Raw genomic sequence first — 14,152 nt, 5'->3', positions numbered from 1 at the left:
AAAAGCCAAAAACAAAGTCTATGCAGGGCAGTAGGTAGGAAAAGTTTTATTTTTTTCTTTTTTCCTACAAAAATACGCTACGCATTTGCTTTTCAAAGCTAAGTTTTACCCAAGTTTAAAACAAGTTCAAACCCAACGCAACGTGAAAACGAACCAAAATTTTTTCAAAAATGACTTCAATACCCGTTTTAGTCCCTTGCAGTTGGTTATGCTTGCCCTGCTTGGTATTGGGGTAGCGGCGTTTGTGGCTTATATGTTTTCGGCTTCGGCTTCGCCTAAAAATGTGGAAAAAATCGAGGACAACTTTTTGCTCGAAGAGATAAAAAAAGCGAATCTGGAGCATCTCAAAACCATTGAAGGCTTAGAGGCACAACTCAAAGAAATGCAGACGCAGGCGCAAAAACACAAAGACGAGGCACTGCAAAGGCAGGGGCAGGTAGATGCCAAAGTCGCCCAAATGGAGGCAAAAGCGCAAACCATCGACGAGCTAAACAAGCAAATCAATACCCTCAAAGACGACAAAAATCAGCTTCTACGCATCATCGACACACGTGCCAACGAAGTGGCTGCCCTTACCGAGCGCAACAAAGAGCAAAATGCCCTTATTAAAGCCACACAAGACCAATTTCTACAAGCGCAGGAGCAGGCACGACAAGACCAAAATGCACTCAAAAATTTGCAGGAAGAGTTGCGCGTTGTCAATCAGAAATACAACATTGCCCAAACGCATGAGCGCGAATTGCAAAATCAGGTCAATAAGCTCATGGAAGACCTAAGCCAGACGCGCACCGAATTGAATCAGGCAAAAATAGACCTCAATGATGCCAAAGCCGAGCTTCGCATCTTGAAAGAAATTCACCCTATCAAACAAAACAACGGCAATTTGCAGCAGGTAAGCTCACCCTCGCAGCAGACCGAAGACCAAAACTATGCTCTCAAAATTGTGGCTATTGTTTCGGTGATTGTGATGTTTATCGTCTTTGTGGTCTATATGCTGCACAATTAAGGTTTTTCAAAAAAATAAAAAATAAGAAAACAAAAAAGTAAAGATGCACAACTACCTCACGCCTGCCGCCCTCCAGCAGTTTATTGCAAATGCCTTAGCCGAAGACAACGGAAAGGGAGCAGTTGCCTTTTTCGGTGACCATTCTGCCTTAGCAGCCATTCCCGAAACGGCACAAAATACGGCGCAACTTCTTATCAAAGACAACGGCATTTTGGCAGGTGTAGAATTGGCAAAACTTATTTTTGAGCAGGTAGATAAAGATTTGAAACTTACTTTTTTTAAAAAAGAGGGCGAAGCAGTACAAAAAGGGCAAATTGCTTTCGAGGTCAGTGGAAGGGCGCAATCCATTCTAACTGCCGAAAGAGTGGTGCTAAATTGCATGCAGCGCATGAGCGGAATTGCGACGCTCACACAAAAATACGTCCAAGCCGTTTCGCATACCCAAGCCAAGATTTTAGACACGCGCAAGACCACACCTAATTCGCGCCTAACCGAAAAATGGGCGGTACGCATTGGCGGCGGCACAAATCACCGTTTTGGGCTTTTTGATATGATAATGCTCAAAGACAACCACGTAGATTTTGCAGGTGGCATCAGAGCAGCCATAGAAGCGGCACAGCAATATTTAGAAAAAAACGGGCAGAAGCTACCCATCGAAATAGAAACCCGAAATTTGGAAGAAGTAAAACAAGTCTTAGAAGTGGGTGGGATAGATGTCATTATGCTCGACAATATGGACATAGACACTATGAAAACTGCCGTCGCGCTTATCAATGGGCGATTTGAAACAGAGGCTTCGGGGGGCATTACCCTCGAAACGATTGCCGCCGTAGCCGAAACAGGCGTAGATAGCATTTCGGTAGGGGCATTGACGCACTCTTACCAAAGTCTGGATTTGAGTTTGAAGGCGAAAAAGTGAAATTTCTAACAAAATTAAAAAACAAACCCTAAGTGCCTTTGAGAAACTTAGGGTTTGAGAAAAACGATTTTTTAGGTCTAATTGTCGCGCTCTAATAGCCAAGTTGAAACGCGCGGCGCAAGTTCTTTTTGCGAGCGGCTGCCTACAAAAACGCCGATATGTCCCCCCGGAAATTCATAAAGGGTTTTATCTTTCGAGCCTACATGGTCATTGAGCGGTTTGGTAGCCGAAGGCGGAACTAAGTGGTCTTCCGAAGCGTAAATCGTTAGGACGGGCATGGTGATATTTTTTAGCTCCACGCGCTCTCCTGCCAATTCAAATTCGCCCTTGATGAGCTTGTTTTGCTGGTACAAATCTTTAATAAACTGACGGTAACATTCGCCTGCCTGCGAGGGGCTATCGCCTACCCAATGCTCCATGCGCAAAAAGTTCATCATCTTATCTTTATCTTGTAGCATGTCGGCTATCGTTACGTACTTGCGTACCTTGCTGATGGGTTTGAGCATATCGAAGCCCATATTGAGAAATTCGCCGGGTACTAAGCCGTCGTTGGCATCTACTACCTTATCTACATCTAAATCGCGCGACCATTTGAAAAGCAAACCGTCTTCGGTAGAAAAATCAAAAGGCGCAACTAAGGTGATGAGATTTTTAATCTTATCGGGATTGAGTGCCGAATAGATAGTGGAAAAAGTGCCGCCCTGACAAACGCCCAAAAGGTTCACTTTTTGTAGCTTATGACTCTTGCGAATGTAATCGACGCAGCTATTGAGGTAGCCATTGATGTAGTCGTCCATGGTCAGATAGCGGTCGGCGCGTGTGGGGTAGCCCCAGTCTATGAGGTAAATATCTAAGCCTTCGTTGAGCAACTTGCGGATAAAGCTACGGTCGGGTTGCAAGTCCATCATATCGAAGCGATTGACCAGCGCGTAGGAGATGAGCAGGGGCGTTTTGTGCTTGACCTTGTCGCTTTCATAGTGAAAAAGGCGCACTTTGTCTTCCTGCCAAACACAGACCTTATTGGCAGTCGCGACATCTATCTCTTCCACTTCGCTAAGAAGTTGGTAGCCTTTCATGAGTTTTTCCGACTGCTCTACAAACTCTTTTGCGAGATTGACAAAAACCTGAGTATCTTGCACCATAATAGAAAATTGTTAATAAAAGTGTGGAGAAATGACCGAAAATAGCAAATCGAGAGTAAGAAATTGAGGGTAAGAAATCAAAGATAAGATTTCTGGTCTTGCAGCGGCAAAGTTGCCCTTCATAGGGAAATTCGGCGCAAAGCCTTGCTTTCTTTCAAGTGCGATATATTGCCAAAGATACATTTTTTACCTCGAAAAACAAAATTTTATCCTTTAAAACTGCCTCTTTCTTAGGATTGTGCCGCCAATTCGCCCTGCATCTGATTAAGCCAACTCTCAATCGGTGCAATAGATTTGAAGTAGTGAAATTCTAAGTTCAAGCCCTGCTGCGCCAACTTCTGAACCGCTTGGGTCAGATAGAAACGGTTAAACACATCTTCCGAAAGTACAATCGCAACTCTTTTTAAGCCTAATTCTACCGCCTGCGGAACAGCCTGCTCGCGAAACCATGTTTGGTTTTCTATCGACACTACGCCTGCCTTTTGCATATTGCTAATAAAAAGATTGACGCGCCTTTCCTGCATATAATCCAAGACCTTGCTCAAAATTTGGCGATACTCCTGATGATTTGCCTGCTTGCGCCAAGTGAGCCAAAGGGCTGAAAACTCGCTAAGATACAAAAGCTCTGCCGTAGGGCTTTCAAAAATACAAATTGAAGTCATAAAAAAGCAAGTATAAAAAGAATAAAAAACTATGATTTTGAACTAACAAAAGCAATAGGTACGCCCCAGCAAGATACAAAAAATCTTCTGTTAAGAAAAATTAACACAAAGAAAAGCCGCCTTTGCAACCCAGTGATGTTAAACTCTAAAAATTAAGTTCGAATGTAGGGACAAGGCATGTCTTGTCCGCAGTGAGATTGAAATAAAAAAGGGCTTTCAGACCTAAAAAAAGGTTTGTCCCAAATTTTATTTCGTGTCAAATTTGATAAAACTTTGACAAAACAAGGCTTTTTACAGAACTTAACACTACTGCCCTGCAACCTTTTCTTTCTTTTATCGTTATATTCAAATAAAACAATGTAGCACCTCAATCCAATCCTTCCTATGGGCAGCCGAAAGACAGAACTTTTCACCGAACAAGAAAATGAGTTAGCCGAACTTCTAAAAGTGCTATCGCACCCTGCACGGCTCAAAATTATTAGTTATCTTTTAAAGGTAAAAACTTGTATCGGAAATGACATTGTAGAAGAAATAGGCATGGCGCAGCCCACTATTTCGCAGCACCTCAAAGAACTCAAACGCCTTAAAATTATTCAAGGTACGATAGAGGGAACGAGTATCTGTTACTGCATAGACCCAAAGGGTTGGAGCGCGTTTCAAGAAAAAGTTTTACTTTTTTTCAACCAAAATCCCAATCAAGACGCTCATCAAGAAGGAGCTTGTTGTATTTAACAAAATCCTTTTAACTTCTTTTCACTGTTTTTTCGCTGTTTTTTTTATCATTTTCTAATCACTACTCTCTTTTCCGCTCATGCAAAATCTTCAAAATTCCGACTCCACAATAGATTCCCAAGCCCAAGAAATTGCGCTCAAAGAAATGGTGCGCGAGCGTTACGACCGTATCGCAACCCAAGAAAAAACCCTAAATGCCGCCTCCTGCTGCGGTGCTACTGTGCCTTCTAATAAGATTTACAACATCATGATGGACGATTATTCCACCATCGAGGGCTATGCCCAAGATGCCGATTTGGGTTTGGGCTGTGGCTTGCCTACCGAATTTGCCCATATCAAAGAAGGCGATACCGTACTCGATTTGGGGTCAGGGGCAGGCAACGACTGTTTTGTGGCACGCCACCTAACAGGTGCGAATGGCAAAGTCATTGGCGTAGATTTTTCGGATAAGATGCTCGAAAAAGCGCGTCTGAATGTAGAAAAATTAGGCTACAACAATGTAGAATTTCGCAAGGGCGATATCGAAAACTTGCCCATTACAGAGGCTTCCATCGATGTCATTGTAAGTAATTGTGTATTAAATCTTGTGCCAAATAAAAAAGCAGTTTTTAGTCAGATGTATCGTGCCTTGAAAAAAGGCGGACATTTTAGCATTTCCGACGTAGTATTAGTGGGCGAACTGCCACAAAATTTGCGCAAAGATGCCGAAATGTATGCAGGTTGCGTTTCGGGCGCTATTCAAAAAAACGACTACTTGCAAGCCATAAAAGAGGCGGGTTTTGAAAACATTACCATACAAAAAGAAAAGACGATTTCCATACCTGACGATATTTTAGAAAAATATCTTTCAGAAAAAGAAATACAAGATTTTAAAAAAGGTGAAGTAGGAATTTTTAGCATTACGGTTTTTGCACAAAAAGACCCCCAAAGTGAGCCTGCCAAACGCCTTTTTTCGCCCAAGAAAGACACAAAGAACGCCAATACTTGCGCCCCTAATTCGGGTTGTTGTTAGAAAAGTGAGATAGCTTTTGTCTTTGTGGGAGCAAATTTTAATTTCGTTCCTACAAAGACAACTTTTTATTAAAAAATAAACGTATTAAAAATGAAATTGATTGAAAAAATACTCGCCTCTTTTTCTGCCATTCCCAAAGCGCGAAAGGAAGTCTTAGAAACGGTTGCGGCTAAGATAAGCGAAAAAAAGAAACAAAATTTGCCCATTCAAATTACGACAATTTGTACACACAATTCACGACGCAGCCATTTGGGGCAGGTTTGGCTACAAAAAGCCGCACAACATTATGGCATTGAAAAAGTGAGTGTTTTTTCGGGTGGCACAGAGGTTACGGCTTGTCATCTCAATACGATTGCAGCCTTAAAAAGGGCAGGTTTTGAGATTGTAATGCCTATTCAAACTTTGGACACAAACCCCATTTATAGGCTCAAAATAGAAAAAGATTTAGAATTAAGTCTTTTTTCAAAATTTTATTACGACAAAAGCAATCCGCAAAAAAACTTTATCGCGCTTTTATTTTGTTCGCAAGCCGACACAAGTTGCCCCTCTGTGGCAGGTGCGGCGGCGCGTTTTGCACTTCCTTTCCAAGACCCCAAGTTGGCAGAGGGAACGCCTTTGGAGGCTCTTACCTACGACGAGGTTTCTATAAAAATTGCGACGGAGATGTTTTTTATGATGAGCAAAGTCTAATTGTTTTTAGTATAAAAAATTAGCTTTCTTTGTCTTTCCCTTCTTTCTTTTGTACCTTTGTGCCTTCCAAAAGCTAAAAACGACAGGGCTGCCTGAAAAGGTAGCTTTTTTAGCGATTTCAATATTTAAAAAAATACACAATTTATGAAAATTCTTACCTTCCATGCCCAAAAAGAGATGGAGCAGTATTTCTCTTTTTCCGAAATAGTTGATTTTTTATATAAAAATCTTGACCAATATGGCGACAAAAAAGAGGACATCGCCAAATGCTTGCGCTATGCTTTTGCGCCAGAAAGAGGGGGCGCAGTGCATGTGGGCTTTTCCGAATCGGATACCGAAAGACAGGTAGTTTTGGGCGTTGTCGTTACCAATCAGACAGGTATGCAGGGCTACATTCCCGAAAATATTTTGGTCTATATTGCTATCAATCAGCAGTTTAGAGGAAAAGGTTTTGGCAAAAAAATGATGCTGCATGCCTTAGCGCACACAGAAGGCGACATTGCCTTGCATGTAGAAAAAAACAATCCTGCGCGTTTTCTGTATGAAAAATTGGGCTTCGAAACGCCTTATTTGGAAATGCGACTCAAACGCTAAGGTTGTCCATTTGTTTTTCTAAGTCTTATGACTTAAAAACTATTTTCTTACTAAAAAAAATAAGCATGGCTTTTTTAGAACTTTATTCTGATAAACTTTCCCAAAATTTCAACTTTCTAAATACACAATTTCAACAAGCTAATATAGAGTGGGCGATAGTTTCGAAACTGCTCTGTGGCAATGAAATGTATTTGAAGGAATTAGTCGGGCTGGGAATCCGCGAAATTTGCGATTCGCGTGTGAGCAATCTCAAAAAAATCAAACAACTTGCGCCCGAAGTGCAAACGGTTTATATCAAGCCCCCTTCGAAGCGAAATATTCGGCAGGTAGTAAAGTATGCTGATGTAAGTTTTAATACAGAATATAAAACAATTTGTTGGCTTTCAGAGGAGGCGACCCGACAAAAGAAACTGCACAAAATTATCATTATGATAGAATTGGGTGACCTGCGCGAGGGCATCATGGGCGACGACTTGATAAATTTCTACGACTCTATTTTCAGACTGCCTAACATTAAAATTTCAGGAATAGGAACAAATTTAAACTGTTTGAATGGTGTATTGCCTTCTACTGACAAACTCATTCAATTAAGCCTCTACAAACAGCTCATCGAGGCGCGTTTTCAGCGCGAGATTCCTTGGGTTACGGGCGGAACTTCGGTTGTTTTGCCGCTTCTGCTCAAAAAACAGTTGCCCAAAGGTATCAATCATTTTAGAATGGGTGAAACGCTTTTTTTCGGAAACGATTTATTAGAAAATAAAACGATTGAAGGAATGAGTAGTTATACCATGAAACTTTTTGCCGAAATTATAGAAATTCAGGAAAAACCCAAAGTGCCGATAGGCGTGATGGCGGTCAATCCTTCGGGTGAAATGTTTGAGGTCTGTCAAGACGATTACGGCAAAACTGCCAAGCGTGCCATCATAGACATTGGCGTTTTAGATGTAGCACAGCCCGATTTTCTGCTTCCCGAAGACAAAAACTTGAAAATTGTTGGGGCAAGTTCGGATATGATTGTGATAGACCTTGAAAATAGCGAAAAAGAATACAAAGTAGGCGATTTAATTAGTTTTGATTTGAAATACATGGGTGCGCTGCGCCTGCTCAATTCCGACTATGTAGAAAAGATTTTGAAATAAAAGTTAAATTTTTTGAGATAGGGGCAGGACGTTGTCTTGTCCCAAGTTTTTTTGAAATAAAAAGAACTTTCAGACTAAATAAGGAAAAATAGCGCGTTGCAAGACCTTGTCTTGATACAACTTCTTAGTCCTTTCTGCGTTTGTGTTAAAAAGGTTGAAAATTTTTCGGATTTTCTATTCCGAACAAAAAAATTAGTAGGCATTACCAAAAATATTTTTATGAAAACAACACTTTTTTCAAATCGTCTTTATGCTTTTTCGTTATTGGCTATGTTTTTAGTAGGACTTTTCCTAACAAGTAGCTGCCAAAAAGCTGCCTGCCATGTGGGTAAAAAAGAGTACAAGCGCAAGATGAAACAGGTGGGTTTTTAGCTTTTTGGCTCATCTTGAAGCGATTTTTGAAAAAAAAATCCTGCTTTCTGCGATTAAGCCTGCCAAAGGTTGGGCGTTTTGAAAAAAAACACTAATTTGGGGGCTTGTAGCCGCCTGCCTCCCAAAAAAGGCGCGGTTTTATAGAAATAGAGTTGTCCCATGCCGTTTGTGTTTTGGTATTTTTTACTACCAAAACGAAGCCTTTTTAGAAAGCCTACGGTTTGGGCAGGATTTTGGGGTATGATTTTGAGGTATGAAAAAATACATTCGGGTAGAGGATTTTAAGCCTTCGCTGGAAAAAATGCAGGCGTTCAAAGACGAGGTCTATGAGCGCGTGGATAGGCTTATGGAAAGCATTTTGGGTAGCTATGTGGCTTTTAGCATTATCCTTTCTTTCTTTTATCGGGAAGAATGGGAGTGGTATCTGCTACTTATCAGTGGCGGCTTGTGGATTGGCTACTATTTGGGTAAGAAGTTTGTCAATGCCGCCGACTTACGCTACCTATTGAGTAGTATTTTGGCAATGTTTTCTATCCTTTTTATGGTGCAAATGCAGGGCGCGTTTTACGTCCATTTTTCGCTATTTATCACCATGAGCCTTTTGGTTTTGTACCAAAATTGGCGTTTGATAGCCGTTTTTGCAACTATTACAGGGCTTTATTCTGTTATTTGTTTTCTTTTGATAGTAGAATTAGACTATCAGGGGTTGCGTTATTACTTTTTAGATGTAGCCGATTGGGGCGACAAAGACCGCGCTTGGCTTTTGGGCTTTTTAGGCACGCTCATGGGGGCTTTGCAGTTTGCTTGTTGTGTCGTTTTTGCACGATATTTAGAAGCACAGACCGAAAAAAACGCTCAAAATCGCATTTATTTGTACGAACAGCTCAATATAGAAGACAACATCAAAATCGCCGAACAGATAGCCAAAGGCGACCTCTATCAGCAGTTTCAACCCAAAGAAAATGACGCAATCGGGGCAGCCTTGCTCGATATGCGCGACAATTTGCGGCAGTTTGTAGAAAAGGAAAGAGCCGTAAAGTGGCACAGCGACGGCATTGCCCTCATTAGCAGTGTTTCGGTCAGCAGTGATACCGTGGCAGAGTTGGTAGAAAAGGTTTTGAAAGAAACAATTAAATACTTGCACGCACAGCAGGGTTCGATTTTTCTTTTAGAAACGGACGAAAATACACAGGTGCGCTATCTCAAAACCGCCGCCACTTTTGCCTTTGGCACAGAGAGAATCTTGGATTCGGAAGTAGGATTGGGCGAAGGGCTTATCGGTCAGGTGGGGAAGACCTGCAAGACCGCCTATTTAGAACAAGTGCCTGACAATTATTTTTATATCAAATCGGGTTTAGGGCAAGCTCCCCCTAAAAGCCTGATAGTCATTCCTTTGCATCTAAAAGGGAGTCTGGTCGGCGTACTTGAAATTGCCTCGATGCACTACCTCAAAGATTTCGAAAAACACTTTTTAGAAGAAATTTCCGAGCGCATTGCGGCTACACTTTTGGCTTTGCGTGCCAAAACTGCCAACGAAATACTTTTGCGCGAAACGCAAGAATTTACCGAACAGCTACGCGCACAAGAAGAGGAGATGCGCCAAAATGTAGAAGAACTTTCTACTACCCAAGAAGAATTGGCGCGTCAGATGCAGCAGACCGAACTCATCAAAAATGAATTAGCCGCGCAGGTAGAAGCTCTCAATCAATCGGCTTTGGTCTTCGAAACAGATGCAACGGGGCGTATCGTTTTTGCGAATCCGAAGTTTGCCGAAACGCTCAAAATCAAACCCGACGAGGCGTTGGGTAAAAATTTGAGGGAGCTTTTTGGGCAGGCAACGGCACTTTTAGAAAATTGGGAAGTGGCGCGATTGGGGCAGGTGGCACAATGCACTTTCCAAGCCTCTAAGTCGGACGGGATAGACTTTTGGGCAAATGCGACTTTCGCACCCGTATTAGACGAGGACGAAAATACGCGCAAGGTTATCGTCATAGCTTTTGATGTTTCCCGACAGGTAAAACAAGACAAACGCCTCAAACGCCTTTTACAAGAAACCGAAAAGGCGCGAAATCGTGCCTCCCAAGCCAATAAAAATGCCAGCGAACAGCTACGCGCCATCAATGCCTCGATTGCGATGGCAGAATTTGACAAAGATGGCTATTTTGTATCGGTCAATCCCGTTTTTTGTAGCATCTTGGGCTATAATGCCAAAGAATTAGTAGGGGCTGACCACCACATTATCACGCCGCCACACATCATGGAAAGTCCCTTGTATAAAGAAGGCTGGCGCAGGCTCTCCGAAGGCGATTCGGTAGAGGGCGAGTTTCAAAGAGTGGCGAAAGATGGCACTAAAAAATACCTCAAAGGCTCTTATACGTCCGTTTTAGACGAAGAAGGAAAAGTAATCAAAGTCATTTTGCTTTGCTATGATGTAACCCCAATGATAGAGCAGGCAAAGGACATGGAAGAATTTGTTTCCCAAATGCAGGCGCAGGAAGAGGAAATGCGCGTAAGCATGGAAATGCTACAACAGATGCAGGAAGATTCGGAAGTAAAGGCACAAGAATTGGAAAAAAGCACCGACAAGATGCTTTCGCTGATGCACCTTTTGGATACTTCGCCTGCCATTATTGCGCGTTGTTACAATGATGAAAGTTATACCATGTTTCACGTCAATCAACGCGCAGAGGAAATTTTGGGCTATTCGAAAGCCGAAATCGAGGCGCGTGGTTTTGCCGATTTTATGCACCCCGAAGACATCCCCTTAGTCAATGAAGCCGTAGCAGACAAACTTGCCATAGGCGAACCCTACTACATCTCTTATCGCCTTCTTCCTAAAAATGGGCAGCCCAAATGGGTATGGGAGCATGGGCGTTCCATTACTTACGAAGGAAAATCTTTTATAGATTTCTTTATCTTTGATATTTCCTACCTCGAACGCGATGAGGTAGAGGAAATTAGGCTCAAAAAAGACACCAAAACGGAATCTTAATAGGGTTAAAAACAAACTGTTTTCTATACCACTTTCCAACCCTCCCACTTTCAAAAGCGGCAATTCAGCATCAATTCCTAACTTTTTGGCAAATATGCAAACAAGACCCAATCCATTTTTTATCCTCTTGAGCCTTTTGGCTCTTTTTGCCTGCCCTACCCTTTGGGCGCAAAAAGACGAAAATCCTGCGCCGCCTGCCGAATTTAGGCAGCATTTACCCGAAGTTACGCCCATTCCCAAAGGCAGAATCAACTGTTTGGCGGTAGATAAGCACAATACCAAATGGATAGGCACAGAAAATGGCTTTGTGGCTTTTTATGCCGATAGCACTTGGCGCACCTTCGAAAACCCCAATACCTTTGATACGCTTATTCACAAGGTTAGCTCGATTGCGATTGCGCCTAACGGCAATATTTGGTTGGGTTCGTATTCAAATGACATTGTCAGTGTGGTACAATTAGATAGTTATGGCGAGTATGTTTCGCACGTAGAAATTCCCACTTTTAGCAATCGCAATTTTTATATCAAAGCCGTTTCGGTAGATAAACAAGGCGGCGTTTGGGTTGCGACACAAGAAGGAGGGTTGTGGCAAATCGCCAAAAATGGCAAAAAGACCCTTTACGACCAAAAATTTGATGAAAATATTTATACCGACGAATTTAACGCCGTCTATGCTGCCCCAAACGGCGAAATTTGGGTAGGCACAAGCAAGGGCATGTTCACCATTCAGAACGGCAAGATGAAGGATACCTATGATGTTGTATCGGGTTATGGCGAGGATAATATTATCTCGATTGAAGCCGACGAAAAGGGAAACGTCTGCGTTACGGCAGTGGATAGAAAGGGAAAGCAATATTTTGCCTGTAATCAGCAGATGTATCGCATGGCAAAGCGCATTACCCGCGCCAGCGACTTCCGCTTTAATGATGTCTTAGTCTTGGCAAGCGGCGATATTTGGGTAGCAGGAAAGGGCATGGCTCTTTCGCGAGGCGGCGAATGGTTTTTTTATGATGAGAACAATTCCGACCTAAAAGCCAAAAGTGCCACTGCCGTAGCCATCGATAGCGATAGCACCCTTTGGATAGGAACAGCCGTAGAGGGGCTTTTTCAGATGAAATTCAAAAAAGAAGAGCCGATATTGGCACAAAACAACGAAGAAGACCCCAAAAAAGAGGAGGTTTTTGTACTCGAAGAAAAAGTGGAAACTACCGAAATCGAGGTCAAGCCCCTCGAAACTTTTGCGCCCGAAGTAAAGACGGTTAAGATGAAGGAAACGGTCATGGCGAAGGGTAGCACTGTTACGCTCAATGAAATCAGTTTTCAAACCAAAAGCTACGCCCTTTTACAGACGGCAGGTTTAGACGATTTGGCAGTTTTTCTAAAAGAAAACCCCAAAGTACGCATCGAGCTTTCGGGACATACCGACCGCGATTTGCCGCGCTCACACCCACAATACGAAAAGGTGCGGCAGCTACAATTAGAACTTTCGCAAAAGCGCGTCCAGACCGTAGTAGATTATTTGGTAGGAAAAGGAATTGCGCCTGAAAGAATCGTAAGTAAGGCGTATGGCGGCAGCAAGCCCTTAGTGGCAGGCAATTCTGAAAAAAATAGGCGGGTAGAAATGAAAATCTTGGAGGTAGAATAAAACTTCGTTTTTGCAGCGAAAATACTATCTTTGCGTTTAGGTTTGAAGTCTTAACTTTTCCTTCCTTTCGCGCCCATGACTATTTCGGCAAATCCGCTTCTGCATATTTTTCAAAAAAGCAACTTTTCTTTTTTTCAAATCCTCGTACTACTATGGTTTTTGGGCTGTTCTCAAAGCAGCCTTTGGGCGCAACTTGGGGGGCGCAGTAGCTTCTCTTTCCTCAATATGCCCCTGCACACGCGCACTACTGCCTTGGGCGGAGTCAATGTCAGTTCGCAAGATAGTGAAGTAGGCGTACTTCTGCACAATCCTGCCCTTCTTTCAAAAGAGGTTGCCAATCAGTTTGCCCTCAACTATTACGGTTTTCAGGGAGGCATCAATCAGACTACCCTTGTTTATGCGCACAATTCCAACAAAATAGGGCTTTGGGGCGTTTCGCTGCAATACCTAAACTATGGAAAAATAGCAGGCTTTGATGCTTTGGGAAACCCTACTAACGATTTTTCTGCCGCCGATTTTGCCTTATCCGTTCATAAATCGCATCAAATAGATAACTACCAACTTGGCGCAACCTTCAAATGGGCAGGCTCACGTATTGATAATTTTTCCGCAGGGGGCTTTTTTCTCGATATAGCAGGTACGCTTTTGCACCCCGAAAAAGATTTAAAGGTAGGCTTGGTTTTGAAAAATATTGGATTTTTATACCAAAACTACACATCAAGCAGCACCTTCACGCCACCTTTTGATGCACAGTTGGGCGTTTCCTACAAACCCGAAAAAATGCCTGTCCGCTTTTCACTTACCCTGCACAATTTCAGAAATAATGTCGTCTATAACGACCCTACACGCAATACCCAATTAGACCCCAACGGCATAGAAATTCCCGTAGATACGCGCACAGGTGATAAGATTTTGCGCCGCTTCGTCTTGGGGGCGGAATTTATTTTGCACAAAAATTTTAATTTGCGCTTTGGCTACAATTTTTTGCGTAGGCGCGAAATGATAGTGGCAGCACGTCCAGCTATGGTTGGTTTTTCCTTTGGTATGCGTTTGCGCGTCCGAAATTTAGATTTTGCCTACTCGCGCTCGCTTTTGCACGTAGCAGGAGGGGCAAATCAGATTTCGCTTACTTTTGATGCTAAAAAACTCTTTAAAAAACAAAAAGTAAGTTCGCAAGACTAACCGTGCGATTTTTTGTTTATCTTGCACCCAATTTGCTGCTCAAAAGCCTTTTTTGGGCGGTATGA

13 protein-coding genes are annotated in these 14,152 nt (G+C 42.5%); 11 read left to right on the top strand and 2 right to left on the bottom strand.

What is annotated here, in order from left to right; genetic code table 11:
- Positions 1 to 142 precede the first annotated feature (142 nt).
- Positions 143 to 1,006, top strand: a complete 864-nt coding sequence (locus G500_RS0112005; protein WP_154657139.1) for a hypothetical protein — start codon at positions 143 to 145, stop codon at positions 1,004 to 1,006.
- Positions 1,007 to 1,049: 43 nt separating this feature from the next.
- Entirely contained in the window at positions 1,050 to 1,925 is an 876-nt protein-coding gene (gene nadC / locus G500_RS0112000; protein ID WP_027002730.1) for a carboxylating nicotinate-nucleotide diphosphorylase, read from the top strand.
- A 77-nt stretch (positions 1,926 to 2,002) separates the two neighbouring features.
- Here the strand turns inward: nadC and phaC are convergent, their stop codons facing one another.
- The gene (gene phaC, locus G500_RS0111995; RefSeq protein WP_027002729.1) at positions 2,003 to 3,067 is read right to left on the bottom strand and encodes a class III poly(R)-hydroxyalkanoic acid synthase subunit PhaC; all 1,065 of its coding nucleotides are present in this window, start codon (positions 3,065 to 3,067) and stop codon (positions 2,003 to 2,005) included.
- A 230-nt stretch (positions 3,068 to 3,297) separates the two neighbouring features.
- Positions 3,298 to 3,729, bottom strand: a complete 432-nt coding sequence (locus tag G500_RS0111985; RefSeq protein ID WP_027002728.1) for a hypothetical protein — start codon at positions 3,727 to 3,729, stop codon at positions 3,298 to 3,300.
- A gap of 384 nt (positions 3,730 to 4,113) precedes the next feature.
- Between G500_RS0111985 and G500_RS23365 the strand changes: the two genes are divergently transcribed.
- The 9 genes from G500_RS23365 to porQ all read left to right on the top strand — a co-directional run bounded on the left by G500_RS23365 (position 4,114) and on the right by porQ (position 14,087).
- Positions 4,114 to 4,461 (top strand): ArsR/SmtB family transcription factor, encoded by a 348-nt coding sequence (locus tag G500_RS23365; RefSeq protein WP_051203513.1) that lies wholly within the window; start codon positions 4,114 to 4,116, stop codon positions 4,459 to 4,461.
- Positions 4,462 to 4,540: 79 nt separating this feature from the next.
- Positions 4,541 to 5,473 carry an arsenite methyltransferase gene (locus G500_RS0111975; RefSeq protein WP_051203511.1) on the top strand — a complete coding sequence of 311 codons (933 nt, stop codon included), beginning with the start codon at positions 4,541 to 4,543 and terminating at the stop codon, positions 5,471 to 5,473.
- 90 nt (positions 5,474 to 5,563) lie between these two features.
- Complete coding sequence (locus tag G500_RS0111970; protein ID WP_027002726.1) at positions 5,564 to 6,163, top strand: low molecular weight phosphatase family protein; 600 nt, start codon at positions 5,564 to 5,566, stop codon at positions 6,161 to 6,163.
- 144 nt (positions 6,164 to 6,307) lie between these two features.
- Complete coding sequence (locus G500_RS0111960; protein WP_051203509.1) at positions 6,308 to 6,757, top strand: GNAT family N-acetyltransferase; 450 nt, start codon at positions 6,308 to 6,310, stop codon at positions 6,755 to 6,757.
- Positions 6,758 to 6,822: 65 nt separating this feature from the next.
- Positions 6,823 to 7,896 (top strand): alanine racemase, encoded by a 1,074-nt coding sequence (locus tag G500_RS0111955; RefSeq protein ID WP_027002724.1) that lies wholly within the window; start codon positions 6,823 to 6,825, stop codon positions 7,894 to 7,896.
- Between the two features lie 219 nt (positions 7,897 to 8,115).
- Positions 8,116 to 8,268: a hypothetical protein gene (locus tag G500_RS25740; protein ID WP_154657138.1), complete on the top strand. Its 153-nt coding sequence runs from the start codon at positions 8,116 to 8,118 to the stop codon at positions 8,266 to 8,268.
- 253 nt (positions 8,269 to 8,521) lie between these two features.
- A complete protein-coding gene (locus G500_RS0111940) occupies positions 8,522 to 11,260 on the top strand; it encodes a PAS domain S-box protein (RefSeq protein WP_027002722.1) in 2,739 nt (912 codons plus the stop codon).
- Between the two features lie 94 nt (positions 11,261 to 11,354).
- Entirely contained in the window at positions 11,355 to 12,905 is a 1,551-nt protein-coding gene (locus tag G500_RS0111935) for an OmpA family protein (RefSeq protein ID WP_154657137.1), read from the top strand.
- Positions 12,906 to 12,980: 75 nt separating this feature from the next.
- On the top strand, positions 12,981 to 14,087 hold the full coding sequence (gene porQ, locus G500_RS0111930) for a type IX secretion system protein PorQ (RefSeq protein ID WP_051203507.1): 1,107 nt from the start codon (positions 12,981 to 12,983) through the stop codon (positions 14,085 to 14,087).
- Positions 14,088 to 14,152: the final 65 nt, after the last annotated feature.

Source organism: Hugenholtzia roseola DSM 9546 (assembly GCF_000422585.1).
Classification (GTDB): domain Bacteria; phylum Bacteroidota; class Bacteroidia; order Cytophagales; family Bernardetiaceae; genus Hugenholtzia; species Hugenholtzia roseola.
The sequence above is the reverse complement of the archived record's forward strand: the minus strand, read 5'-3'. Positions and strand labels throughout refer to the sequence as shown.